Here is a 24,767-nt window from a genome sequence, read left to right on the forward strand (position 1 = left end):
CAAATCAACACTAGTCATTATACCCAAACATTGTAAGCAATGCAATAAAAGTTGTAAAGAAATTTTACTTAACAGAAAAAGTTAAAAAAATAGCGCAAACAAAATCGAAATATGCTATGATACTAACGTAAAAAAACAAATCTGCTTTTTGGTGGTGTAATTTTTTGAGTATAGCATTAGTTGTAACGATTACTTTGGTGATGGGTGTTATTTTTGTTAATGGTTGGACCGACGCACCCAATGCTATTGCGACAGCTGTTTCTACGCGTGTTTTAAAACCTAACGTAGCAATCTGGATTGCAGTAATCATGAACTTTCTCGGTGCATTAGTAATGACTTATTTTAATGCACAAGTCGCAGAAACAATCAGTAATATTGTAAGTTTTGATGCTCAGGGAAATCTTGGCGCATCGCAAGTAGCACTTGCTGCTTCACTTTTTTCGATTGTCGTCTGGGCCGTTGCGGCTTGGTATTTTGGAATTCCGACTAGTGAATCCCATGCCTTAATTGCCGGTTTGACTGGTTCTGCAATGGCTCTTGGAGGGCTTGGTGCGGTTAATGGACAAGAGTGGGTTAAAGTGTTAATTGGTTTAGTGGTCTCGACAATTTTAGGTTTTGGTGGTGGCTATCTAATTACTAAATTGATTGCTATTATTTTTCGGGATGTTCCCCGACGTAAGGCCAATAAGTTCTTTACTGTGGGGCAAGCTGTTGCTGCTGGGGCAAATGCATTTTTGCATGGCGCACAAGATGGACAAAAGTTTATGGGGGTTTTCATGTTAGGCCTTTACTATAACAACCTAGCTGAAAAAACAGGCGGTGGCTTCACTATTCCATTGTGGGTAATGGCGTTATGTTCTATCACAATGGGAATTGGGACTTCCGTTGGTGGAATGAAGATTATTAAATCTGTTGGAATGGATATGGTGAAGTTGGAAAAATACCAAGGCTTTTCTGCTGATGTTAGTGCAGCAATTGTGTTGTTTTTAGCCTCAGTATTTGGTATTCCGGTTTCTACTACACACACAAAAACAACAGCGATTATGGGCGTTGGCGCTTCAAGACGGCTTTCCAGTGTTGATTGGCGCATTGTAAAGGAAATGATTTTTGCCTGGGTGATGACTTTTCCAGGTTGTGGTTTGATTGCCTATTTAATGGCAAAATTATTTGTCGCTATCTTTTAATTTTGATAAGGAGCTTATACAATGGCACGAAGAAAACAATATGACTTTTTAGGTGCAATGGCACATTTAACTAAAAATGCAGCAGATGCTGCTGAAGTATTGGTACAGTTGGTAAAAAATTATTCTTCTGAAACGCTTGTTTTAGAAGCAGAAAAAATTCATGACTTAGAAAAAGAAGGCGATCGTATTGTAACGGAGCTGACTAATGAATTATATGATGCTTTTATCACACCAATTGATCGGGAAGATATTTTGGTCATTGCTGAAAGAATAGATGATATATTAGATGGTATTAATGCTTTGACTTATCTATTTGAAAATTTAGCTATTACGAAAATGCGGCCACAAACAGATGAGTTTGCAAAAATGGTCTTGGTCGCAACCAATGGCGTTCACACTGCCATGCAGGAATTCCCAAAGTTTAAACACTCCAAAACATTGAAAAAAATGATTGATGAAGTAAATCGCGTTGAATCAGAATCTGATCAGTTGTATTCTGAATTGAAAAAAAGTTTATTTACCGAAGAAACGGATGTTTTAGAGATTATCAAGTGGAAAGATGTCTATGATCGCTTAGAACAAATTGTAAATGCTAGTGAAGATGCTGTGGATATTATTGATGGCATGGTAATCAAAAACACCTAAAAAATACGCAAACCATTCCTAAACGTTGAAGTGGTTTGCGTATTTTTAGTTACATGTATGAAGAAGCTATTTCAATAGTAACAAAATTTATTGTTCTGAAACAGAGTTAAAATGAATTAAAAAGACAGCAGCAGCCATTTTAATGGCTGCTGCTGTCTTTTTTTTAAATACTAATTAATTACATAGCAATTAACCAATAGCCAATAAGAATAACACCTAGGACAATGCGGTACCAACCGAATATAGTAAAGTCGTTTTTCTTAATATAACTCATTAAGAATTTAATTGCTAAAACGGAAACAATGAAAGATACAGCTGTACCAACTAATAAAACAATTGTGCTTTGGAAACTAAAACTGTTACCATGTAAAATGAACTTCACTATCTTTAAACCGCTGGCGCCAATCATGGTTGGAATTCCCATAAAAAATGAGAATTCAGTTGCTACAAAGCGAGAAGCACCAATTAGAATGCCTCCTAAAATCGTCGCTCCCGAACGAGAAGTACCTGGAACCAAAGAAAGTACTTGGAACATACCTACAATTAGTGCGGCTTTGTAAGTAAATTTATTTAAATCCGTACATTTTGGTGTTACGTTTTTGTTACGTTTTTCTACAACGATAAACGCAATCCCATAAATAATTAACATGAGTGCAACCGGAAAAAATTTATGGAAGTGTGCATCCAACCAATCATCTAAAGGTAATCCAATAATAACAGAAGGAATAACGGCTACAATAACTTTGAACCAAAGATTCCAAGTATCTTTTTTCTCAATAGCACTTTTACTAGGAGAAAAAGGATTTAATTTATTAAAATAAAGATAAATCACTGCTAGTATTGCACCTAATTGAATGACGACATTGAACATCGTCATAAATGCTTCTGATTCTTGCAACTTAATAAATTCATTGGCCAAGATTAAATGTCCAGTACTACTAATCGGCAACCATTCCGTGATCCCTTCAATGATCCCTAAGATAATTGCTTTTAAAATGTTAAGCAAAAACATGCTTTCATTCCTTTCTAAAATTGATGAGTTTGTAGTTAGCATTAAGCGCTATAAAAAGATTACAGGCTATAGTATACCCTTAAATTTTTGGAAAACCAATTGCTTTATTGAGTCTTTTATAAAAAAAAGACAATCCTCAAAATCTTTTGGAGGATTGTCTTGAAGATGAATATTTTTTTGAAAACTTATTTATTAGCCGGTTTATGCTAAAAGATTTTTTGAAATCTTTTTGCCTTCTTCGATAAAATTAGTCGATCCAACTTCTTCAATGTTGAAATTACCATTTTCATCATAGCTTATACGAGTGACGCTGCCATTTTGCAAGTCTACCCGGACTGGTTGTGTTTCATCAATTAAATTGAGCAAAAAGGCAATTGTAAAACCGTGAGAAACAATGATAGCTTTACCACCGCCTTTTTTTTGAATGCGATGGGCAATGTCTTCAAAACCAGAAAGTACACGAGTTTTAATTGTTTCAAAATCTTCTGCCCAATTAGCGGTGTCAGCGTCTTTAACTGCTTCAGCTATTTTTTTAAAAGAAATATTTGTTTCCCACATCTCTGCGCTATCTTTAAAATTTAAAATCCGTGGTAACACGCCCCACATTTCAGAATCATAGCCGCCTTCTAATGAACCCCAACACCATTCTCTGATTCGGTTATCTACAGAATAGGAAATTTTACTGCCAGTTTTATGTTCCCCTAAGATGATGCGCATTGTCTCAATTGCTCGGCCGGAATCACTAGAGACAGCTTCAACAAAGTCTGTTTCTTTTAGGCCAAGACCTAAGTAATGAATCATTTCTGCCCCTTTTTCAGTTAACGGTGTATCACACCAACCTTGAGCCCGTTGAAGTGCATTAAACATCGTTTTACCGTGGCGAATAACATATAGTTCAACTTTTTCCATCTCGAAATCTCCTTTTTATTTCAATTTTCGTTATTTTGACTGCAAAAGAAAGCAGTTTTTAAAGTGTTGTCTAAAAAAACGGATTTGTTTGTTTTTCACGTTCAATCGTTGTAGCATCTCCATGTCCTGGATAAACTGGAAATTCATCAGGTAAGGTAAATAGCTCAGTTTTGATACTAGTTAGTAGTTGTTGAAGATTGCCAGTGGGTAAGTCGGTCCGGCCAATACTACCACGGAATAAGGCGTCACCACTTATAACAAAATCATTGAAAATAAAACTTACACTGCCGATTGAATGCCCTGGAGTAGCAACAACTTTAAAAGACAAATCGCCAAATACATACTCTTTTAATACGAATAAAAAATCAGCTGGGGTAACAACAATGTTTGCCATATCTTCATGTCGTCCTAAACCTGAAAGATTCATCATCGGATCTTGCAACCAGTCTGCTTCTAGTGGACTAACGTAAAGCGGAATATCGTAGTAGTTACGCAATTCATCTACAGCACCAATATGGTCGTAGTGAGTATGGGTTAATAAAATAGCTAGCGGTTTTGCTTTTAATTTTGTAATCTCTTGCTTAATAATAGGTCCGTCAGCACCAGGATCAATGATTAAAAGACTCTCTTTTTCAGCTACCAAATAGCAATTTTCTTGAATTTCGCCTGTTGGAATTTTGATAATTTCCATTTTTTCGCCTCCAAACAACATTTGTCATTTCTAGTATAGCTTAAAGCACAAAAACAAACAAAGAGAGATGTCTGAAGAAATGGTTCAGATAAATATGCTATGATAACAACAAATGAGAGTAATGGTAGTGGAGGTAGGAGATAGTGGAATTTTATTTGCGAGATAGCTTATTAGCGTTGGGAATGAAGGCAATTGTATTGGCAAAAGTAACAAACGTTAGTCCAGAAGCTCCGTTAACTAAAGAATTAGAAATGTATATTACCGCTAGTGAAGAATTAGCAGTAAACTATGATCGTGACGCGATTCGTAGTTATTTTGTTATTGCTGGTTATCGAGAGAAAATGCAAAGTATTGGACAAAGTGTTAAAAAAAATCCACCAACGGCAGAGGCATTAATAAAAAATATACAGCGACGTGGCAGTATGCCACGGGTAAACAGTATTGTAGACTTGTATAACGCAGAAGCATTGCATTCGTTTTTAGCGATTGGTGCCCATGACTACGATGCGATTACTGATTTTGTTGAATTTACGCGAGCGACAGAACCAACTGTTTTTTTACCAATTGGTTCGAATAAAAAACAAGTAGCGGTTGGAGGATATTATTTATCGTGATCAAAAAGGTATCATGGCTTATCTCGATGCACGGGATGGTGAGGCCTATAAAATCACTTCAGAAACGAAAAATCTTTTACTGGTTATGCAAGGAAATGCTAATACAGACGTCTTATCAAGGGTAGCAGCTTTAACAAGGGTTTGTAAAAACATTCATGAAATTTGTCCGTATTCAGAATATGAAATCGCAGTTGTTACGCAAAAAGATAATACTTTTTTTTGAATAGTCTTTGACATTTTATTTTCTTTCTTCGTTGTTAATAGGAAGGAGGAGATAGTGATGTATCAAGAATTTTGGCGTTTTCTATTGTATTTGAACGGTACTGGTATTTTTAATGTTGTGGCAGTTTTGGCAATAGCGATGATTTTTGATTTTTTTAGCGGTATGGTAGCAGCGACACAAACGAAATCCATCTCGTCTCGGATTGGCATTAATGGAATCATTCGAAAATTGGCGAGTATGTTGTTGTTACTCTTTTTTGTTCCAGTCGCTTTTATCTTACCAGCTAAAACAGGAGTAGCAATGTTGTGGGTCTTCTATGTGGGATATTTATGGTTAGAAATTGAGTCTATTTTGGAAAACTATCGTAAGCTTGGAATTGATATAGCAATCTTTAAAAAATTCTTAGCAGAAATACGTAAACGGAAGTAGGCCTTATAAGGGCATCTAATAGTCAAGTTCAAAAAGCTATGATTCGTCATGGCTTTTTAGTTTTTAAAAGATTTTAAAGAGCATGTAATTCAATGAATGATGCTGGTTGTTTTGGTTTTTATTTTCTGTTAAATTGAGTTGTGTTTTAAAAGATTGATTCGAATAATAGGAGGTGAGCTTTTGCAAAGTGCGAGAGTCTCTGTTAGAAAACTGGTAACGTTTATTTTACGTAAAGGCAGTATTGATAGCCGACATACGAGTAGCCACACAGCTCAAGAAGGAGCCAGAATTCATCGCCGGTTGCAAAAAGCCGCTGGAGAGGACTATCAAAAAGAGGTCTTTTTAAAACAGACAGTTAAAATAAGTGATGATGAATTAACAATTGAAGGGCGAGCCGATGGAATCTTTAAGGATGACACTGGTTATGTGATTGATGAAATTAAAACGTCGGAAATATCTTTTGAGGAATTACCGTCTGAACAAAAGGAATTATTTTTTTATCAAGGTATGGTTTACGCCTACATTTACGCATTACAACAAAATCTAGATAAGATTAAAGTACAGTTGACTTATTTTCAAACAATTGAAGAAAAAATTACAAAAGAAGTGCGCGAATTTCAGTGGCAAGAGTTAACTGATTTTTTTGACGCTTTAACGAACGAATACCAAAAATGGTTAGCTTTTCAAAATGATTGGCGGCGAGTACGTAATACCTCTTTGCAGCTTTTACAGTTTCCTTACGATGAATTTCGAGTTGGACAAAGAGAATTAGCGGTAGCTGCCTATAAAACATTAAAAACGCAGCAACGACTTTTTGTCGAAGCACCAACAGGAACTGGTAAGACAATCTCTACACTTTTTCCAGCCTTAAAAGTTTTGGGAGAAGAAGATGATGATCGCATCTTTTATCTCACTGCTAAAACAATTACACGCCAAGTAGCAGAAGACGCTTTAAAAGCGCTTAGTGATGAAAGTGGTGCAGAAGTTAAAAGTGTTACACTTACCGCTAAGGATAAAATTTGTTTTTTGACAGAACGTAATTGTACACCTGAGCATTGTCCTTTTGCCAATGGGTATTACGATCGTATCAATGAAGGTCTGTGGGATTTATTACATCATGAAAATCAAATTACACGACCAATTGTTGAAGCATATGCAAAAAAACATACGCTTTGTCCCTTTGAATTATCCTTAGATGTCAGTTTGTGGTGTGACGTTATTATAGGAGATTATAACTACTTGTTTGACCCCACTGTCTATTTGCGTCGTTTTTTTGAAGAGGAAAATGAAAATTATTATTTTTTAATTGATGAAGCTCACAATTTGGTTTCGCGCTCTAGAGAAATGTACTCTGCTACTATCAATCGAAAAAGTGGGGCGCATCTGCAACAACTATTACCAATAAAAGAGCGTAAACTACGACGCTCGTTAACTCGTTTAGATGATGAATTTACCTTAATTGAGGCAGCTGTAGCTGAGAAAAAGAATAATTTTTTTGCTCAGTCCTCACCAGCAGATAATCTAAACCAGAAATTGTATAAAGTTTCTGAAAAACTCCAAGAATGGTTAGGAGAGAGTCCTGAAGATAGCCTTCAAGAAAAGGCATTAAATTATTATTTTACTATATTGAATTATCTTAAAATTTCTGAGCTTTATGATGACCATTTTGTAACAACTGTTACTCGTCAATACCATGATGTTGTAATAAAGCAGTTTTGTATCGATCCGGCTCCTTTTTTAGAGAAGCTGTTAGCAAAAGGAAAAGGAGCAGTCCTATTTTCTGCCAGTTTTACACCGCTAGATTATTATCAAGAGGTTTTGGGTGGTGGAGACGAAGCGTTGCGTTATCGTTTGCCAAGTCCTTTTCCAAAAGAAAATCAAGGATTATTTTTATTAAACTATATTCCAACCACATACAAAGCGCGGGAAAGAAGTTTATCAGATTTAGTTTTTGCAATTTATGAAATGGTCACAGCAAAAACGGGTAATTATTTTGTTTTTTTACCTTCGTATGCTTATTTAGATTTAGTAGCGGAGAATTTCAAAAATAAATATCCCACTGTTCAAACAATGATTCAAAATACGGAATTAACAGAAATAGAACGGGAAGAATTTTTAGCAGCATTTGTTGCAGAACCCAAAACATCTTTAGTAGCTTTTTGTGTACTAGGAGGAGTTTTTTCAGAAGGAATTGACTTAAAAGCAACGCGATTAGTTGGTAGTATGGTTGTAACGGTGGGTTTACCCCAAATTAATCATGAACAAGAATTACTAAAAGACTATTATGGTGGGAAAAAAGGATTTGACTATGCGTATCGCTTGCCAGGAATGAATAAGGTAGTGCAAGCGGCAGGTCGCGTTATAAGAGATCAAGAAGATTATGGTGTTGTATTATTAGTGGATCAACGGTTTGAAAATTCTGATTATAAGGAGCTTTTTCCAGCGCATTGGCGGCATTATACATCCATTTTTAATCGCCAAGAACTAAAGCAAAATTTATTGCATTTTTGGGCACAAAAAATCAGCTAAAATGATTGCATAAAAAGCAACAACTGCTATATTAGAAATGGAATAATATTGTCGAAATTAATGTAAAATAAATTATTGCAAAAGGAGTTTGAAGGTAGTGACAAAAGTTTGGCAGCAGCACCTACAAATGGAAATGATGAAAAAAATTGGAGTTGTTTTGCTCTCAGGCGTAATTGCTGCTGTAGCACTAAACTTCTTTTTAATCCCAGCGCAAGTTTTAGCTGCAGGGATGAACGGGGTCGCACAAATTGTGGTTTCTTTAGGACAGCAATATTTAGGTATTACTTTTGATACGGGGATTTTTATTTTCTTATTAAATGTACCGATTTTTATTGTTGGCTTTTTGAAATTAGGTAAAGCTGCGACATTTTGGAGTTTTATGAATGTTATTAGTGTTTCCTTATTTACTATTATTGTTCCACAAGGAGAAGTAACCAATAATATCTTGATGAATGCCATTGTCGGTGGTGTGTTATTGGGCGTTGGTGGCGGTCTGTCTTTAAAATTTGGTTTTACTACCGGTGGTTTAGATATCGTTTCGCTTATCTTATCCAATACTACGGGTAAAACTGTTGGCAACTTTATGTTGTTGTTAAATGGGATTATTGTGTTAATTGCAGGCTTCATTTTTAACTGGGAAAGTGCTTTATATACGATTATTTCTATTTATGCCATGAGCCACGTTGTAGATGCAATTCATACGAGTCATCAAAAAGTTACTGCCTTTATTATCACGACAAAGCCAAATGAAGTCGGACAAAATATTTCTGAACATATTTTTCGTGGGATGACGTTATTACCCTCTATGGGGGGGTACTCTGGAGTAGAGGGTAAGATGATTATGATGGTGGTCACGCGTTATGAAGTTTATGATTTAGAACAAGCAATTTTAGAAGTGGATGAAAATGCTTTTGTTGATTTTGTACCCACGCAGTCCATTATTGGACGCTTTGCGAGTGAAGACGATCAACGGACATTTAAGGCAACGGGAGTCTTTCCTGAAATTAAAATGACAAAGAAAAAAAGTCACAAATAGCAACGTTAGAAAATTAGCATATCGTTTTTAAATAAAAGGCGCAAACCTTTCTTTGTCTAAAGAAAGGTTTGCGCCTTTAAAAAAAGATAATATTTAACGAATGCCTAAAGCAATTCGCGCATAACGACTCATCTTATCAGTGGTCCAAGCTGGATACCAGACTAGTTTTACTTCTGTTTTTGTAACTTCAGGAACTTCCTGAAGGGCTTGGTGAATCTGATCAGTCAAGATATCTGCTAATGGACATCCCATCGTGGTTAATGTCATTTTAATAACCGTCTCGCCAGTTTCACCTTCAAATTCAATATCATATATCAAACCAAGATTGACAATATCAATTCCCAGTTCAGGATCAATCACAGTTTCTAAAGCAGTTAGAATACGTTCTTTAATTTCTTCAACTTCTTGTTGAGTGCGGGCTTCATTCATGATGGCAACCTCCTTTAAAATTCTTTTCAAATAATAACTTGTTTTTGGCAATTTGTAAATCATCTGTTTGCTAAAATATGTAAAGCCGAACAAAGAGAATTGATTCTGGGTAAGATTAAGTTAATACTATTGAACTTATGTTAAAAAGCGGCTATGCTAAGTCCAATAAAATCGAAATGAGGCGATTATGTGTTAACCACTAACTTTTTAAACTTTGATTTTTCTAACCCTTTTATGAATGCTTCAGGTGTTCATTGTATGACCATAAACGAACTAGATGCTTTAGCTGCTTCAACTGCTGGTGCTTATATTATGAAAAGTGCTACACCAGCAAAACGAACGGGAAATCCTGAGCCACGTTATTACGATGTTCCGTTAGGTAGTATTAATTCAATGGGATTACCTAATTACGGCTTTGCGTATTATTTAGAATATGCTCTCAATCAACAAGAAAAAACAGAACGTCCTGTATTTTTCTCCGTTGCCGGTATGAGTGTAAGTGAAAATATCGCAATGTTAAAAGAACTTCAAGCTAGTGATTTTCAAGGTATCACAGAGTTAAATTTATCTTGTCCCAACGTTCCGGGAAAACCACAAGTTGCCTATGATTTTGAATTGACAGACGAAACATTAGCTCAGGTGTTTACATTTTTCACGAAACCACTTGGAGTGAAGTTACCACCTTACTTTGATATGGCACATTTTGATCAAATGGCAGAAATTTTAAATAAATACCCACTAACTTATGTAAATTCAATTAACAGTATTGGGAATGGCTTATATATTGACACAAAACGTGACCAAGTTGTAATTAAACCAAAAGGCGGTTTTGGTGGTATTGGTGGAGAATATGTGAAACCGACTGCGTTGGCAAATGTGCGTGCATTTTATACTCGGTTAAAACCAGAAATTAAAATTATCGGAACAGGTGGCATTTTAAGTGGGCAAGACGCTTATGAGCATTTGTTATGTGGAGCTACAATGTTGCAAGTAGGAACCCAATTGCAAAAAGAAGGACCAGCAATTTTTGATCGACTAATAACAGAGCTAGCTGCAATAATGAAAGATAAAGGTTACCATACGATTGATGAATTTCGTGGGAAATTAAAAATAATCGAATAATTACATTAAAAGATTGTACTAAAAAGTGCAATCTTTTTTATTAAAAATTACTGTCATTCATGGATATTGTCTTTGGAATACAATGGATAATCATTGAAATACCGAGGTCGTTATTATATATTTATTATAATGAGATTCTAATCATAATTTGGTGAGGATAAAGAAGTTATCCTATGGACTTTGGTTTGAATTTCAAAAAGGTCGGTTAAAGGATGTTGTTTATGAAGAAGACGAAGATATCTGTTCGTGATATCGGTATTTTTGGTGGCTTTATCGCCATTTTAATAATCATTCGAATATTTATTTTCTCCCCTGTAATTGTGGACGGTTCATCAATGGCTCCCACCCTTTACGATGGTGATCGAGGATTTGCCTTGAAAATTGGTAAATTGCAACGATTTAGTATCGTTGTACTCAACAATCCTGATCAATTTAGTGAAGAAGAAAAATTCATTAAGCGTATTGTTGGTTTACCGGGAGAAAAAATCGAATACAAAAACAATAATCTTTTTATTAACGATAAAGCCGCCTCAGAAAGTTTTAAAAAAGGTGGTATGTTGTGGGAAATGGAAAACTTTACTTACCAAATTCCACAAGGAGAATATTTTGTTCTAGGGGATAATCGCGACCATTCAACAGATAGTCGTAATTTTGGTTCTATTCACCGAGATGAAATTATCGGTTCATTCCGTCTACGTTTTTACCCTATTAGTTCGTTTCGTTTGTTTTAAAGGAGGTTAAGGTTACTATGGAAATAAAACAAGCAACGCATAAAGACCTTACTACAATTATGGAAATTATTGAAGATGGACGCGCATCTTTAAAAGCTCAAGGCTCACCTCAATGGCAAAATGGATATGGACCTAACAAGGCACAAATGACAAATGATATTGTAAATAACTTTTGTTGGGTTGCTGTAGTGGACGACAAGATTGTAGCAGTAGCAAGTTTGGTTGAAGGAATTGACCCGGTTTACACCGCAATCAATGGTAAATGGATACGATCTGATGAAAAAGGTTATGTAGCGCTTCATCGAGTAGCTGTGGCTAAGAACTTTGCTAAAAAAGGAATAGCAAAAAAATTTTTAGGGAAGTTAATTCATATTGCCAAACAAAATGGATTTCAAGATATTCGCATTGATACGTATCCAGAAAATTTTGCTATGATGAAAACAATTGATGCGTTAGGCTTTGTTTATTGTGGTCAAGTAGAATTTCCCATTCCAGCCGGTTTGCGAAATGCCTATCAGTTGAGTCTACCATAAGATTAGTTATTTTTATTGTAGACTGCGTGCGTCAAAATAATTAAATTTATTTATTAAAATTGGTTGAAATCATTCTTTAATCTTCTAAACCTAGTGAAATAGCTTTGGAATGCCAGTTCTTTTTTTATTACATGCGTAATTACGATTGTTATATTAATGATCTAGACGTTTTCACTTAGAATTTCATGAGAATGTATGCTAATATAATAGCGAAGAAATAAAAGGGGGTTCTCCGATGAAAAAAAAGAATAGTTTACGCTTGCGAAGGGCACTCTCGGTTTTTAGTGTCGTGCTAATGCTTTTTTCGCAAGGAACACCGGCTTTTGCAAATGTTGCTTCAACTACAGCTGGTAGTGAAGTTGCTCAAGACAATGCTGACACAGCGCCTGCTGTAGAAACAAACAATCAGGAAAATCCTAGTAATTCTACTGAAAGTAGTGAAGGATCAACTGATCCCATCCCTACACCTGTTGTCGATAAAGCTTTGCTAAAAGAAAAGTATAATCAGTTAGAAGAGCTAATTAACACTAAAGGAGATTATCGCCCATCAACATATCCAACCGATAAAATAAATGCGCTTTATCATGAGGCGAATGTAGTATTAAATTTAAGTGAAGTCGATCAAGTTACTATTGATACTCTAGTGGAAACCATTACCTCGTTTTTAATTGAACTGCAAACACAACTTGAAGTAAAGCCTGACAAAACGAGTTTACACACGTTGTTAACAAAAGCACTTGTTTTTAAAGCCAGTGAATACACGCCAGCTTCGTTCAAAATATTACAAAATCAAATTGGACTAACCAATGGGGTTTTAAATAATGAAGACGCTTCGGCTGAAGAAGTAATAGGGATGCAATCTAGTTTACAAAAAGCAATTGATGGTTTGACCAAAATAGAAGCACCAAAACCCAATCCCACACCAAAACCAAAACCTGATCCACAGCCACAGCCAAAACCACAGCCGAACAAACCGGCTATTAATAAGCCCCATCAAGGGGACTCAAATAAGGAACAATCAAAACCTAATACAGTAGTAGATGCTACAACTCCAAAACAACCTGTACAAGGTCCAAATAAAGATGGCGTATCTTCTAAACCCTTAGATGATAATTTGGTTGTCGATAGCTTAACGGACTCAGATTTAAATGGTTTTGAATTACCTTTGTTGAATACCCTAAAAGATAAAAAACAAGGTGCTTTAATTGCTGCTGCATTAAAAATGTTGAATAAACCTTTTGCACAAGATGAAAAAACGAAAGCACCCAATGCTTTTGACAATTTAAGTTTGCCAAATTATCTTTATAAGGAAATTTTCGGAGTAACGCTTGGAAAGAGTTATGATGAAATGACCAAAGGTAAAGAGCAAATATCTTTAGAAAAAGCACAACCTGGAGATTTACTTTTCTGGCAAGATGAAAAAGAAGTTAATAAAGTTGCTGTTTATTTGGGTCAAGGGAAATATATGATGGCAACTGATGAAAATCATGAAGCACTAAAAGAACAGGAGAAATTGAAAGCAAAAATAGAATTACAAAAGGATACTGACACTAAAAAAGAACAGCTGAAAACAACTAGTAAAGATTACAATAAAACGGAATTACCTGGTGTCCAAATTTTTACTATCCAAGGCTACGAAGTTAATGATGCCGGTATTGTCAAAATTGCTACGAATAAAGATAGCAGTAACGGTGAAAATGAAGAAAGTGATGCACCGTTATTAAGTGAAAAATATGGCGTTATCGAAAATCCATCTTTTGCTATTCGGATGCCAGAAAAATTAGTTTTAACTCCACAAGGCGAGAAGACATTAGCAAATTATGCAGCCACTGTCGATTTTAAAGTCAACCCGATTACGCAACGTTTTATTGATTCAATTGCAGATGACGCTAGAGAATTGGGGCTAAAATATGATGTTTTTGCATCTGTTATGATTGCCCAAGCAATTTTGGAAAGTGGTTCAGGTGCAAGTGGCTTATCAAGAGCACCGTATTACAACTTATTTGGCATCAAAGGTTCTCATAACGGAGCGTCTGTTGCGATGAAAACAATGGAAGATAAAGGGAATGGTGACTTATATCAAATTACCGCAAACTTTAGAAGCTATCCTGGGTATAAGGAATCATTAGAAGATTATGTAGAATTAATTCGTGGTGGTATATCTGGCAACGATGATTTTTATCAAGGCGTTTGGCGCTCTGAAGCGGGAAATTACTTACAAGCAACGGATCATCTCATGGGAAAATATGCAACAGATACACAATACAGCAATAAATTGAATTCAATTATTGCTGCGTATCATTTAACCCAGTATGATGAACCAAAAACACCGGCCGGAACACAAACAGGTATGATTATCCAATCCCGACAAAACATTCCGGCCTATTATCGCAATAAAATGATTTTCCCTGCGTATGATGGACGCAACTACAATACCTCTGGTTCTTATCCAGTAGGCCAATGTACGTGGTATGTTTATAATCGGATCACACAATTAGGCGGTCGGATTGATAACTTTATGGGTAATGGTGGTGAGTGGGGGCAAAAAGGTGTTCGTTTAGGTTATAAAACATCTGATGTGCCAAAAGCCGGATATGCCGTAAGTTTTCATCCAGGCATTGCCGGATCGAGTTCAGTTTATGGTCATGTAGCTTTTGTTGAAGCTGTTGGCCCAGACGGTATTTTAGTTTCAGAAGGAAATGTTGTCGGGCCAACAACAGTTTCATACCGGATTATTCCCAATAATATTGCCCGTTCCAACAACGTAACATATGTCGCGCCTAAGTAGTAAAAGAAAACACCAGTATAAACGTCAGTCTGACGTTTATACTGGTGTTTTCTTTTGGAAAAAAGCAGGGTTGTGAAAAAGCTAGTAGTAAATGGATTCTAAAATTTTTTTAAAAGATAGCGTTTTTTTAGAACAAAGCGAACGGAAGGATAAATGTACCTTCGTCAACACTTCAAGTGAAAATGTCCAACACTTTTCATTTGAAGTATAAATGTGTTGAGAGTGTTGTTAAAATGCTTAAATTTAAAGGTATTTTAGATTTGAACAAAAAATGGCACGCAACTTGCTTATATAAAAGTGTCAGTAAGGAGGGAAGAAAAAATGAATACAATCATTCTAGCAAGTCATGGCGAATTATCTCAAGGCTTAAAACAAACAGCTGAAATGATTTTAGGACCAGCAAACAATATTTATGCATTATCGGCTTATCGTGATGAAGATGAACCCATTGAAAAGCAAACACAACAATTAGTTACAAAATTGGGCACAAAAAATTTATTTATCTTAACGGATATCTTAGGGGGAAGTGTCAACAACGAAATGTTGTCTTTGTTAAAAGAAAATCCCGAAATACATCTTATTACTGGAATGAATTTACCCCTTGTGATTTCCATTGCAACACAAGTTGGGAAGATTAGTTCAGAGGATTTACAAACAATTATCATAGAAAGTCAAAATTCACTAATTGATTGTAGTCGCCTATTACAAACAACTAAAAAAGGAGGTGATGATCTATGATCAAACTTGTACGCATTGATCACAGGTTATTACATGGGCAAGTAGTTTTTTCTTGGAGTAAATCTTTACAAATAAATCGTATTATCGTTGTAAATGATGAAGCAGCCAACGATGAATTTAAAAAGATGTCGTTAGAGTTGTCTAAACCTCAAGGAATTAAGCTGAATATTTTCACAGTAACAAATACTTTAGAAAAAATGCCAAAAGTTGAAACTTTAAGTGAAAATATCATGATGATCTTTGGCAATACAAAAGATGTTCGCAAGTTTTGTGAAGGGTATCCAAAAATTGAAGCGATTAATTATGGTGGCATTATAAAAAAAGAAGGTTCAAAGCAGTTCAGTAACGCAATCTTCTTAACTGAAAGTGAAATTGAAGATGCTAAAGCTTTGAAAGAAATGGGAATTATCCAGTTTATGCAACAGGTACCAACCTCTAAAAAAGAGGATTTAAATATAATGATTTAGAAGAAAGGGGTTTGCGTTATGTTGTTTCAATCGATTGCCCTGGGTCTAATCGGAATATTTTGTATTCTGGACTCCAGATTGTTGGGAAGACTGAACTTTGAACGGCCTTTGATTGTAAGTACGCTGGTTGGTTTAGTATTGGGAGACTTGGAAAAAGGTTTGATGGTTGGGGCATCGTTGGAATTGATGTCGTTGGGTTTGGTGAATATCGGAGCTGCCGCACCGCCAGATATGAATATGGCGTCCATTATCGCAACAGCTTTTGCAATTTTATCAGGTTCTAATGCGGAAACAGCGTTAACTATTGCAATTCCAATTTCAGTTTTGGGTCAGATGTTAGGCATTTTGATGCGAACGGTCTTATCCAATTTAACTCACCGAGCAGATACGTTAATTGCTGAAGGGAAATTTGCTGGGGCAAGAAGAATTCATATCGTATACGGTTCGGTTTTATACTCATTAATGTACTTTATTCCAATTTTTCTAGCTATTTATTTTGGTACTGACTTAGTTAAAAGTATTGTTGACAGTATTCCTGCTTGGCTAACAAATGGATTAACTTTAGCAAGTAAAATTCTACCAGCATATGGTTTTGCATTACTTTTACAAACGATGTTAACGAAAAAAATGGTACCGTTTTTAGTGCTTGGTTTTTTAATTACCGCATATTCTGGTTTAAGCATTACGGGGGTCGCAGCATTTGCGTGTATTGTAGCTTTTGTAATGGCACAAGTTAATTTTGGTAATAAAAGCGGTAATGGCAGTCAAAGTGAACCTGATCCTTTAGATGATTTGTAGAAAGGAGTCTTATAGATGACTAAAAAAGATCCAAATAGTTGGAAATATTGGCAATTTTTCTGGCGTTCGTGGGCGATCCAAGCATCATGGAATTATGAGCGTCAAATGAATATGGGCTTTATGTATGGCATTGCACCGATTATTGACAAAATTTATGACAAGCCAGAAGATGCGTCAAAAAAGATAGAAGCATATGAACGTCACATGGCGTATTACAATTGTACCCCGCAGACAAGTGCCTTTGTATTAGGTTTAGCAGCCTCAATGGAAGAACAATATGCTGAAGATCAAGAAAATTTCAATCCTGAAGCAATTGGTGCGTTAAAAACTTCATTAATGGGACCACTATCTGGAATTGGTGATTCCTTTTTTCAAGGAACTGTACGGGTGCTGGCTTTTGGATTCGGGATTAATTTAGCGCAACAAGGTAGCATTTTAGGGCCAATTTTGGCAATGATTATCTCTTTTATTCCTTCGTTTTTAGTCACATATTATGGTGGGAAAATCGGTTACAACACAGGAAATAAATATTTGGCAAAGCTTTATCAAGAAGGGTTAATGGACAAGGTGATGTATGTCTGTACAATTGTTGGTTTAATGGTAATTGGCGCCATGATTGCAAGTATGATTGGCATTACAACACCTCTAAAATTTGGTAAGGCATTTGTTTTGCAAGATGTTTTAGATAACATTATGCCGCAGTTAATTCCATTAGGTTTGACATTTTTCATGTACTGGTTGTTGCAAAAAAAAGTTCGGACAGGATTAATGTTGGCAATTTGTATTATTGGCGGGATTTTATTAAGTGTTGGTGGGATTTTTAGTTAAGGGACAAACCTATTAAGGTTCAAATAAAAAAGTTATGAGGAGGAATTCAAAAATGAATTCAAGTTTAAGTCCAAAAGAGATTGTTAAAGAGATTGTTAGTAATAAAGAAGTAACGTCAATTGTATTTGTCGGGTGTGGAGCTTCAAAAGCAGATTTATATCCAGCAAAATACTTTTTAGATCAAAATGCACAGAAGTTGCGTATTAGTCATTTTACGGCTAATGAATTCAATTATGCGACACCTAGCTCAATCGACGAGCATACTGTTGTTATTTCAGCTTCATTAGGAGGTACCACTCCTGAAACTGTTCAAGCAAACGCAGTAGCTAAAGAGAAAGGTGCCACAGTAATTAGTTTAACACGTAGCGTGGATTCACCGCTAACAAAAGATGCGGATTATGTCATTTATCATCGTTTTGCTGAAAATTATGCTGCGAAACTCGAGAAAACAGGTTATTGTTTGCAACTGGCAGTTGAATTGTTAAATCAAGTTGAAGGATATGTGCATTATGATAAAATGATGGACGGTTTCCATAAAATTTATGATTTATCGCAAGAAAGTGCAGAAGGAGCACGCTTACAAGCTAAACAATTTGCACAACGTTTTAAAGATGAAAAAGTTATCTATGTGATGAGTTCAGGTGCGACTCACGAAGTAGCATATTCTACTTCTATTTGCTTAATGATGGAGATGCAATGGATCAACTCTGGTACTTTCCATGCTGGTGAATTTTTCCATGGTCCCTTTGAAATTACAGACAAAGATGTACCATTTATCTTATTGATGAATGACGGTCGTACACGTCCGATTGATGCCCGTGCTTTAACCTTCTTAGATCGCTTTGATGCAAAAACAGAAGTCGTCGATGCACTAGATTGGGGACTATCTGCACATATTGCGAAAGAAGTTCTAGATTATTTCAATCCATTTGTTATTACGGCAGTCTTCCGAGTTTATGCTGAAGAATTAGCTGAAGCACGCCAACATCCGTTAACAAAACGTCGCTACATGTGGAAACTTGAGTATTAAGAATTCATAAGCTGGGGCATTTGCCTCAGCTTTTCTGCATTATATTGAAAGCAACTATGAAATCTCTTACAATTGAGTTAAGAAGAGCCGAGGTGATGTGAATCGTGAATGAAAAGGTAGAAAAATATTTAATTGATTTAACAAGAAATTATGGGAAGTACGCTAGCGAGAATTTTTCCGCTGCGGCTATTAGTAAAAATGTCGGTTTAAATCGCAGCACAACCAGTTCTTACTTAAATCAAGGACTAAAAGAAGGCTTAGTTGTCAAAGTTAAAGGTTATCCTGTCTCTTTTTTGCATGTTAAAGCACTCGCCGAGATTGGAATTATAGTCAAAAGTACAGAGTATGATAGCTGGGAAGACTTATTTACCTTAGAAAAACAAAATGCACTCGAGCAGGTTATTGGTGCAAAGGGAAGTTTGAAAGAAGTTGTAGATCAAGTTAAAACTGCCGTCCTCTATCCTAATAATGGCCTGCCAATACTTTTGTCAGGAAGTAGTGGTTCTGGGAAAACTTTTTTGGCAGAAAAAATACATGAGTATGCAGTGTCTGAAAAAATCATTCAAAAAGAGGCACCCTTTATCGCATATAATTGTGCCCAGTATTTTAATAACCCTGAATTATTGTCGTCAGCTTTATTTGGTCATGTTAAAGGGGCTTTTACCGGCGCAGAAAAAGATCATATCGGCCTAATTGAAAAGGCAGATAACGGGGTTTTATTTTTAGATGAAGTCCACCGTTTGTCTGATGAAGGACAAGAAAAATTATTTACTTTTATGGATACGGGTGAATTTTCCCCTATGGGCGACAATGCGATTAAGAAAAAGGCAAAGGTGCGTTTGATTTTTGCAACAACAGAGAACGTCTATCAAACTTTTTTGCCTACTTTTATTCGTCGCCTGCCCGTGATTGTCACCTTGCCCAATTATGAACAGCGTCCACAATCAGAAAGAATGCAGTTAATTGATACTTTCTTTATTAATGAAGCCAATATTTTATCAAAGCGCGTAGATGTTAGTTATCAATTGGTAGATTTTTTGTTGAATAGCGATTTAGAAGGAAATGTTGGTAAAATTAAAAATATTGTCAAATATGTCTGTGGGAGTGCCTATGCCAAAAATCAAAATAGCCCAGCAATTCGCGTGCGATTAAAAGATTTACCACATGAGAATACATTGCGTTTAAAAGAACAATTAAAAAAAACAATTAAAGCTTTACCAGATCGGCAATATTTGCCCCATACCAAAAATCAAGTCTTTTTAGAGTCAACAGAAGCAAAACAAATTCGGCAGTTATTTGAAAAAATGGTTCAACTTTATCAAAAAGTCGAAGACCAAGAGATTGCTATAAAAGATTTTATCGAAAATATGGTAAATCGTGTCAATAATTTAATGGATGAATTTATGTTTAAAGATAATTATGCTAAAGAAGAATCGTTTTATTCTGTTTTGACGTACCAAATTCGAGAAACATTTGATTGGATGCATGACAATTATGGCTTTGATCAAGACGGGAATCGGGTTATTGCACTTGCTCAGTACCTTTATCGCAAAAATAATACCGATACTATTGCAGAAAATCACGAATGGCATACCACGAAGAGAAAACTCTTGCATTTGATTTCAAGTTCGATGGATACATCCTATTGGTATGCAAAAAAAGCTTTAGGACATATCTCTCGCCAACTAGACCAAGACTTTAAAGAGGAGGATCTAATCTTTATTTCCTTTTATTTTCACGGTCTACAAATAACACCACAGGAAAAAGAAATTAAAAGCATTATATTAGCCCACGGTTATACTACGGCTAGCAGTATGGCTAATGTCGGTAATCGTATGTTACACCAAAATATTTTTCATGCATACGATATGCCAATAAATATCACATTGGATAAAGTGGAGGAGCAAGTTATTCGTTTTATCAATGATTACCATACCGATGCAGGTTTAATTTTATTAGTCGACATGGGTTCTTTAAATCAATTAGGAACACGCTTAGAAGACAAAATTCGCGGACCATTATTGATTATTGACTATGTTTCAACTCCTTTGGTTTTGGAAATTGGGCATTTGATTCAAAGCCAATTATCAATCTCGGAAATCAGCCAAAAGGTTGACATTGAAAATAAAGTCCAAAAACAATTAATTTTACCGAAAAAAGAAAAAAAGCAAGCTATTTTAACGTGTTGTTATACTGGAATGGGATCAGCCATTCAAATTCAAGAAATTTTAGAACATTGTTTAGAGGATTATTGTGATGAACTGGCTATTATTCCATATGACTATCATAAGTTAGAAAAAAACAAGCTGTATGAGGATCCTTTTCAGATGTATGAGGTCCTTATGATTGTTGGCACTGAAGATCCAAAGATTCAGCAAATCCCATACATCGGTTTAGATCACTTGATTAATGGTCAAGATATTGAGAAGTTTGTAACAATTTTACAAGATTATTTTGATATTAGCGATAAAGAGCTAAAAGAACAACTAATGTTTAGTTTTTCAATTAATAAAATCATTGAAAGTTTAACGATTTTAGATGCAACAAAGCTTTTGCGTTTGGTTCAAAGTGCAATCTCAGATGTAGAAATTAATTTGGATATTACGCTATCTAATAGTAAGTTGTTTTTATTGTATTTGCATTGTTGTTGCATGATTGAACGTATTTTACGCAAGGAAAGTGTTGATCAACAAGAAGATATTGATGCGTATATGATGCAAGCTGGGATGGAGATGGAACAAATTCATCGCGCTTTTCGTAGTGTTGAAAATGAATACACCATCAAAATTTCAGATTTAGAACTACGTCTGATTCATGAAATAATCAATGGCTAAAAGGAGTAATTAATATGACTTTGGGTATAATTTTTGATATGGACGGTGTCTTAATTGATTCAGAAAGTTTTTATTTCCAACGCCGGATGGACTTTTTTAATGAGAAAAATTTAGTTCCTGGATCAAAAAATAAACTAGATTTTGTAGGTTTGACTGAAGCGGGTATTTGGCAAGTTTTAGTCCCCACGGGAGAAGATAGAGAATTATTAAGAAAAGAATATTTGGATTACCGCAAAAAACATCCAATTGATTTTACGCAAGTATTAAGAAGTGATGTTACAACGGTATTGGATTATTTAAAACGCAAAAAAATAAAGATAGCTATTGCTTCCTCTTCTCCAAAAAGTGAGATTGATGCAATGCTAGAGCAAAACAATTTAGTTTCTTTTTTTGATTTTATTATCTCTGGAGAAACGCTCGCCAGAAGTAAACCAGACCCACAAATTTATCAATTGTCAGAGGCAGCGCTTGATTGTGATCGTTGTCTTGCAGTGGAAGATTCACCGGTGGGGATTTCTGCGGCAAAAGCGGCACAACTATACACCCTAGCGCTAAAGCAAGATTTTCCAATTGATCAAAGCCAAGCAGATTTAGTAATCGATGATTTGCTAGATATTATAAAAGTTGTCGAAAATTGTCTGATCTTTTAATTTTGCTAAGAAATTATAGCGGGCAGCTATCTTTGAAAATCTGCAAAATTTACTTGTCCAATGAGCAATACTTTTGGTAAGATGACAGTGATTTGAAAAGGAAGGTGCCCCATGAAAAAAAGATTGAAGAAAAAAAACGCCTATAAAAAATATATCCACGATATTTTTAACGGGTACGAAGAAATGATTAGCACACCAGATTTAGAGAAGCTAACTTTTTCTTATCTAAACGAAGAAACAATTATCTACCGTGATGATGAAAAAAAGATTCGCTTTTTAACGCGTGATAAGTAAAATTACTAAGGAGATGAATATCTCCTTTTTTTGTTTTAAAAAAATTCCGAATATTAATTAAAAGTAAGTCTTATTTTAAGCGAAGTCGAATTTTTAAGCTGATCTAAAAGAAGTTCATTTTTTTGTAAGCGTAAAAAAGACGAACAAAAAGTAGAATGGAAGATTTTTCAATGTTACTATTTAGCATTTAAAAAAATAAAATAATTGACTCATGCTATTGAAAGTGGTAAATTAATCAACGTTGACGAAACAGTCATGCAATTGAAAACAACTTGAAACATTTTTGAAAAAATTGTTGACAGTTGCCAAAACGACTGTTAAACTAACGAAGTTGCTTAGTAAGCAGCACATTTCTGAAATATCGTTTCAAAAAGTTTTTAAAACTTTTTAAAACTTTTTGAAAAAAACAGTTGACAAGAATTGAGTCAACTGATAAGATATAAGAGTTGCTGAAACATTTTTAAAAGCAACGAAGTAGACCTTTGAAAACTGAACAAAGCAAGCAAACGAACCAATGTGTAGGGCGCTTCTTTTAGAGAAGCAAACAACAAGCAAGCAATAGCTAGCAGAATCAATTTTATTTGAGCTTAACAGTCATTTGACTGTTCAAACACTTTTTATGAGAGTTTGATCCTGGCTCAGGACGAACGCTGGCGGCGTGCCTAATACATGCAAGTCGAACGCTTCTTTTTCCACCGGAGCTTGCTCCACCGGAAAAAGAGGAGTGGCGAACGGGTGAGTAACACGTGGGTAACCTGCCCTCAAGCGGGGGATAACACTTGGAAACAGGTGCTAATACCGCATAAAAATCATAAACACATGTTTGTGATTTGAAAGGCGCTTTTGCGTCACTTGAGGATGGACCCGCGGTGCATTAGCTAGTTGGTGAGGTAACGGCTCACCAAGGCCACGATGCATAGCCGACCTGAGAGGGTGATCGGCCACACTGGGACTGAGACACGGCCCAGACTCCTACGGGAGGCAGCAGTAGGGAATCTTCGGCAATGGACGAAAGTCTGACCGAGCAACGCCGCGTGAGTGAAGAAGGTTTTCGGATCGTAAAACTCTGTTGTTAGAGAAGAACAAGGATGAGAGTAAAATGTTCATCCCTTGACGGTATCTAACCAGAAAGCCACGGCTAACTACGTGCCAGCAGCCGCGGTAATACGTAGGTGGCAAGCGTTGTCCGGATTTATTGGGCGTAAAGCGAGCGCAGGCGGTTTCTTAAGTCTGATGTGAAAGCCCCCGGCTCAACCGGGGAGGGTCATTGGAAACTGGGAGACTTGAGTGCAGAAGAGGAGAGTGGAATTCCATGTGTAGCGGTGAAATGCGTAGATATATGGAGGAACACCAGTGGCGAAGGCGGCTCTCTGGTCTGTAACTGACGCTGAGGCTCGAAAGCGTGGGGAGCAAACAGGATTAGATACCCTGGTAGTCCACGCCGTAAACGATGAGTGCTAAGTGTTGGAGGGTTTCCGCCCTTCAGTGCTGCAGCAAACGCATTAAGCACTCCGCCTGGGGAGTACGACCGCAAGGTTGAAACTCAAAGGAATTGACGGGGGCCCGCACAAGCGGTGGAGCATGTGGTTTAATTCGAAGCAACGCGAAGAACCTTACCAGGTCTTGACATCCTTTGACCACTCTAGAGATAGAGCTTCCCCTTCGGGGGCAAAGTGACAGGTGGTGCATGGTTGTCGTCAGCTCGTGTCGTGAGATGTTGGGTTAAGTCCCGCAACGAGCGCAACCCTTATTGTTAGTTGCCATCATTTAGTTGGGCACTCTAGCGAGACTGCCGGTGACAAACCGGAGGAAGGTGGGGATGACGTCAAATCATCATGCCCCTTATGACCTGGGCTACACACGTGCTACAATGGGAAGTACAACGAGTTGCGAAGTCGCGAGGCTAAGCTAATCTCTTAAAGCTTCTCTCAGTTCGGATTGTAGGCTGCAACTCGCCTACATGAAGCCGGAATCGCTAGTAATCGCGGATCAGCACGCCGCGGTGAATACGTTCCCGGGCCTTGTACACACCGCCCGTCACACCACGAGAGTTTGTAACACCCGAAGTCGGTGAGGTAACCTTTTGGAGCCAGCCGCCTAAGGTGGGATAGATGATTGGGGTGAAGTCGTAACAAGGTAGCCGTATCGGAAGGTGCGGCTGGATCACCTCCTTTCTAAGGAATATTACGGAAACTACACAGTTTGTCACTTGTCTTTGTTCAGTTTTGAGAGGTTTACTCTCAAAATATTTGT

General features: G+C 36.4%; 23 protein-coding genes and 1 rRNA gene. 20 read left to right on the forward strand and 4 right to left on the reverse strand.

Annotated elements, in window-relative coordinates; translation table 11 throughout:
• Positions 1–200 precede the first annotated feature (200 nt).
• Together EsVE80_RS06035 and EsVE80_RS06040 are read left to right on the forward strand one after the other, a co-directional pair.
• Positions 201–1,184, forward strand: a complete 984-nt coding sequence (locus EsVE80_RS06035; RefSeq protein ID WP_173104137.1) for an inorganic phosphate transporter — start codon at positions 201–203, stop codon at positions 1,182–1,184.
• A 21-nt stretch (positions 1,185–1,205) separates the two neighbouring features.
• Positions 1,206–1,829: a DUF47 domain-containing protein gene (locus EsVE80_RS06040; protein WP_173102906.1), complete on the forward strand. Its 624-nt coding sequence runs from the start codon at positions 1,206–1,208 to the stop codon at positions 1,827–1,829.
• A gap of 178 nt (positions 1,830–2,007) precedes the next feature.
• On the opposite strand, the gene EsVE80_RS06045 is transcribed toward EsVE80_RS06040, so the two are convergent.
• The 3 genes from EsVE80_RS06045 to EsVE80_RS06055 form a co-directional block, all read right to left on the reverse strand.
• Positions 2,008–2,841, reverse strand: a complete 834-nt coding sequence (locus EsVE80_RS06045; RefSeq protein WP_173102907.1) for an undecaprenyl-diphosphate phosphatase — start codon at positions 2,839–2,841, stop codon at positions 2,008–2,010.
• Between the two features lie 201 nt (positions 2,842–3,042).
• Positions 3,043–3,750, reverse strand: coding sequence for a histidine phosphatase family protein (locus EsVE80_RS06050; protein WP_173102908.1), 708 nt, complete (start codon positions 3,748–3,750; stop codon positions 3,043–3,045).
• A gap of 70 nt (positions 3,751–3,820) precedes the next feature.
• The gene (locus EsVE80_RS06055; protein ID WP_173102909.1) at positions 3,821–4,441 is read right to left on the reverse strand and encodes an MBL fold metallo-hydrolase; all 621 of its coding nucleotides are present in this window, start codon (positions 4,439–4,441) and stop codon (positions 3,821–3,823) included.
• A 143-nt stretch (positions 4,442–4,584) separates the two neighbouring features.
• Between EsVE80_RS06055 and EsVE80_RS06060 the strand changes: the two genes are divergently transcribed.
• From EsVE80_RS06060 to EsVE80_RS06075, 5 genes are all read left to right on the forward strand, one after another.
• Positions 4,585–5,055: a phenylalanine--tRNA ligase beta subunit-related protein gene (locus tag EsVE80_RS06060; RefSeq protein ID WP_232061292.1), complete on the forward strand. Its 471-nt coding sequence runs from the start codon at positions 4,585–4,587 to the stop codon at positions 5,053–5,055.
• 13 nt (positions 5,056–5,068) lie between these two features.
• Complete coding sequence (locus EsVE80_RS13840; protein WP_232061294.1) at positions 5,069–5,278, forward strand: hypothetical protein; 210 nt, start codon at positions 5,069–5,071, stop codon at positions 5,276–5,278.
• A 57-nt stretch (positions 5,279–5,335) separates the two neighbouring features.
• Positions 5,336–5,707 carry a phage holin family protein gene (locus tag EsVE80_RS06065; RefSeq protein WP_173102910.1) on the forward strand — a complete coding sequence of 124 codons (372 nt, stop codon included), beginning with the start codon at positions 5,336–5,338 and terminating at the stop codon, positions 5,705–5,707.
• A 180-nt stretch (positions 5,708–5,887) separates the two neighbouring features.
• Entirely contained in the window at positions 5,888–8,236 is a 2,349-nt protein-coding gene (locus EsVE80_RS06070) for an ATP-dependent DNA helicase (protein ID WP_173102911.1), read from the forward strand.
• A 127-nt stretch (positions 8,237–8,363) separates the two neighbouring features.
• Positions 8,364–9,272, forward strand: coding sequence for a YitT family protein (locus tag EsVE80_RS06075; protein ID WP_408639873.1), 909 nt, complete (start codon positions 8,364–8,366; stop codon positions 9,270–9,272).
• A 93-nt stretch (positions 9,273–9,365) separates the two neighbouring features.
• Here EsVE80_RS06075 and EsVE80_RS06080 read toward each other — a convergent pair whose 3' ends face one another.
• Positions 9,366–9,701, reverse strand: coding sequence for a metal-sulfur cluster assembly factor (locus EsVE80_RS06080; protein WP_173102913.1), 336 nt, complete (start codon positions 9,699–9,701; stop codon positions 9,366–9,368).
• Positions 9,702–9,890: 189 nt separating this feature from the next.
• Between EsVE80_RS06080 and EsVE80_RS06085 the strand changes: the two genes are divergently transcribed.
• The 13 genes from EsVE80_RS06085 to EsVE80_RS06145 all read left to right on the forward strand — a co-directional run bounded on the left by EsVE80_RS06085 (position 9,891) and on the right by EsVE80_RS06145 (position 24,688).
• Positions 9,891–10,823 carry a dihydroorotate oxidase gene (locus EsVE80_RS06085; RefSeq protein ID WP_173102914.1) on the forward strand — a complete coding sequence of 311 codons (933 nt, stop codon included), beginning with the start codon at positions 9,891–9,893 and terminating at the stop codon, positions 10,821–10,823.
• Between the two features lie 221 nt (positions 10,824–11,044).
• Entirely contained in the window at positions 11,045–11,554 is a 510-nt protein-coding gene (gene lepB, locus EsVE80_RS06090) for a signal peptidase I (RefSeq protein ID WP_173102915.1), read from the forward strand.
• A gap of 17 nt (positions 11,555–11,571) precedes the next feature.
• Positions 11,572–12,087, forward strand: a complete 516-nt coding sequence (locus EsVE80_RS06095) for a GNAT family N-acetyltransferase (protein ID WP_173102916.1) — start codon at positions 11,572–11,574, stop codon at positions 12,085–12,087.
• A 235-nt stretch (positions 12,088–12,322) separates the two neighbouring features.
• Positions 12,323–14,875: a glucosaminidase domain-containing protein gene (locus tag EsVE80_RS06100; protein WP_173102917.1), complete on the forward strand. Its 2,553-nt coding sequence runs from the start codon at positions 12,323–12,325 to the stop codon at positions 14,873–14,875.
• A 321-nt stretch (positions 14,876–15,196) separates the two neighbouring features.
• Positions 15,197–15,613 (forward strand): PTS sugar transporter subunit IIA, encoded by a 417-nt coding sequence (locus tag EsVE80_RS06105; RefSeq protein ID WP_173102918.1) that lies wholly within the window; start codon positions 15,197–15,199, stop codon positions 15,611–15,613.
• Positions 15,610–16,080 (forward strand): PTS sugar transporter subunit IIB, encoded by a 471-nt coding sequence (locus EsVE80_RS06110; protein WP_173102919.1) that lies wholly within the window; start codon positions 15,610–15,612, stop codon positions 16,078–16,080. The genes EsVE80_RS06105 and EsVE80_RS06110 overlap by 4 nt, the downstream gene beginning before the upstream one ends.
• An 18-nt stretch (positions 16,081–16,098) precedes the next feature.
• On the forward strand, positions 16,099–16,878 hold the full coding sequence (locus EsVE80_RS06115) for a PTS mannose/fructose/sorbose/N-acetylgalactosamine transporter subunit IIC (RefSeq protein ID WP_173102920.1): 780 nt from the start codon (positions 16,099–16,101) through the stop codon (positions 16,876–16,878).
• Positions 16,879–16,893: 15 nt separating this feature from the next.
• Positions 16,894–17,706, forward strand: a complete 813-nt coding sequence (locus tag EsVE80_RS06120) for a PTS system mannose/fructose/sorbose family transporter subunit IID (protein ID WP_173102921.1) — start codon at positions 16,894–16,896, stop codon at positions 17,704–17,706.
• A 52-nt stretch (positions 17,707–17,758) separates the two neighbouring features.
• Positions 17,759–18,736: an SIS domain-containing protein gene (locus EsVE80_RS06125; protein ID WP_173102922.1), complete on the forward strand. Its 978-nt coding sequence runs from the start codon at positions 17,759–17,761 to the stop codon at positions 18,734–18,736.
• A 104-nt stretch (positions 18,737–18,840) separates the two neighbouring features.
• Positions 18,841–21,570, forward strand: coding sequence for a sigma 54-interacting transcriptional regulator (locus EsVE80_RS06130; RefSeq protein WP_173102923.1), 2,730 nt, complete (start codon positions 18,841–18,843; stop codon positions 21,568–21,570).
• Between the two features lie 14 nt (positions 21,571–21,584).
• Positions 21,585–22,220, forward strand: a complete 636-nt coding sequence (locus EsVE80_RS06135) for an HAD family hydrolase (protein ID WP_173102924.1) — start codon at positions 21,585–21,587, stop codon at positions 22,218–22,220.
• Positions 22,221–22,331: 111 nt separating this feature from the next.
• Positions 22,332–22,514, forward strand: coding sequence for a hypothetical protein (locus EsVE80_RS06140; protein ID WP_173102925.1), 183 nt, complete (start codon positions 22,332–22,334; stop codon positions 22,512–22,514).
• A 615-nt stretch (positions 22,515–23,129) separates the two neighbouring features.
• Positions 23,130–24,688 (forward strand): 16S ribosomal RNA (locus EsVE80_RS06145).
• Positions 24,689–24,767: the final 79 nt, after the last annotated feature.

Source organism: Enterococcus saigonensis, assembly GCF_011397115.1.
GTDB classification, from domain to species: domain Bacteria; phylum Bacillota; class Bacilli; order Lactobacillales; family Enterococcaceae; genus Enterococcus_C; species Enterococcus_C saigonensis.

Excerpts from the sequence above, each read along its gene's own strand:
- EsVE80_RS06105 (WP_173102918.1), top strand. The coding sequence starts at position 15,197 with ATGAATACAATCATTCTAGCAAGTCATGGCGAATTATCTCAAGGCTTA.
- lepB (WP_173102915.1), top strand. The coding sequence starts at position 11,045 with ATGAAGAAGACGAAGATATCTGTTCGTGATATCGGTATTTTTGGTGGC.
- EsVE80_RS06065 (WP_173102910.1), top strand. The coding sequence starts at position 5,336 with ATGTATCAAGAATTTTGGCGTTTTCTATTGTATTTGAACGGTACTGGT.
- EsVE80_RS13840 (WP_232061294.1), top strand. The coding sequence starts at position 5,069 with ATGGCTTATCTCGATGCACGGGATGGTGAGGCCTATAAAATCACTTCA.
- EsVE80_RS06055 (WP_173102909.1), bottom strand. The coding sequence starts at position 4,441 with ATGGAAATTATCAAAATTCCAACAGGCGAAATTCAAGAAAATTGCTAT.
- EsVE80_RS06095 (WP_173102916.1), top strand. The coding sequence starts at position 11,572 with ATGGAAATAAAACAAGCAACGCATAAAGACCTTACTACAATTATGGAA.
- EsVE80_RS06100 (WP_173102917.1), top strand. The coding sequence starts at position 12,323 with ATGAAAAAAAAGAATAGTTTACGCTTGCGAAGGGCACTCTCGGTTTTT.
- EsVE80_RS06110 (WP_173102919.1), top strand. The coding sequence starts at position 15,610 with ATGATCAAACTTGTACGCATTGATCACAGGTTATTACATGGGCAAGTA.
- EsVE80_RS06125 (WP_173102922.1), top strand. The coding sequence starts at position 17,759 with ATGAATTCAAGTTTAAGTCCAAAAGAGATTGTTAAAGAGATTGTTAGT.
- EsVE80_RS06050 (WP_173102908.1), bottom strand. The coding sequence starts at position 3,750 with ATGGAAAAAGTTGAACTATATGTTATTCGCCACGGTAAAACGATGTTT.
- EsVE80_RS06115 (WP_173102920.1), top strand. The coding sequence starts at position 16,099 with ATGTTGTTTCAATCGATTGCCCTGGGTCTAATCGGAATATTTTGTATT.
- EsVE80_RS06075 (WP_408639873.1), top strand. The coding sequence starts at position 8,364 with ATGGAAATGATGAAAAAAATTGGAGTTGTTTTGCTCTCAGGCGTAATT.
- EsVE80_RS06120 (WP_173102921.1), top strand. The coding sequence starts at position 16,894 with ATGACTAAAAAAGATCCAAATAGTTGGAAATATTGGCAATTTTTCTGG.
- EsVE80_RS06140 (WP_173102925.1), top strand. The coding sequence starts at position 22,332 with ATGAAAAAAAGATTGAAGAAAAAAAACGCCTATAAAAAATATATCCAC.
- EsVE80_RS06035 (WP_173104137.1), top strand. The coding sequence starts at position 201 with ATGGGTGTTATTTTTGTTAATGGTTGGACCGACGCACCCAATGCTATT.
- EsVE80_RS06080 (WP_173102913.1), bottom strand. The coding sequence starts at position 9,701 with ATGAATGAAGCCCGCACTCAACAAGAAGTTGAAGAAATTAAAGAACGT.
- EsVE80_RS06135 (WP_173102924.1), top strand. The coding sequence starts at position 21,585 with ATGACTTTGGGTATAATTTTTGATATGGACGGTGTCTTAATTGATTCA.
- EsVE80_RS06045 (WP_173102907.1), bottom strand. The coding sequence starts at position 2,841 with ATGTTTTTGCTTAACATTTTAAAAGCAATTATCTTAGGGATCATTGAA.
- EsVE80_RS06040 (WP_173102906.1), top strand. The coding sequence starts at position 1,206 with ATGGCACGAAGAAAACAATATGACTTTTTAGGTGCAATGGCACATTTA.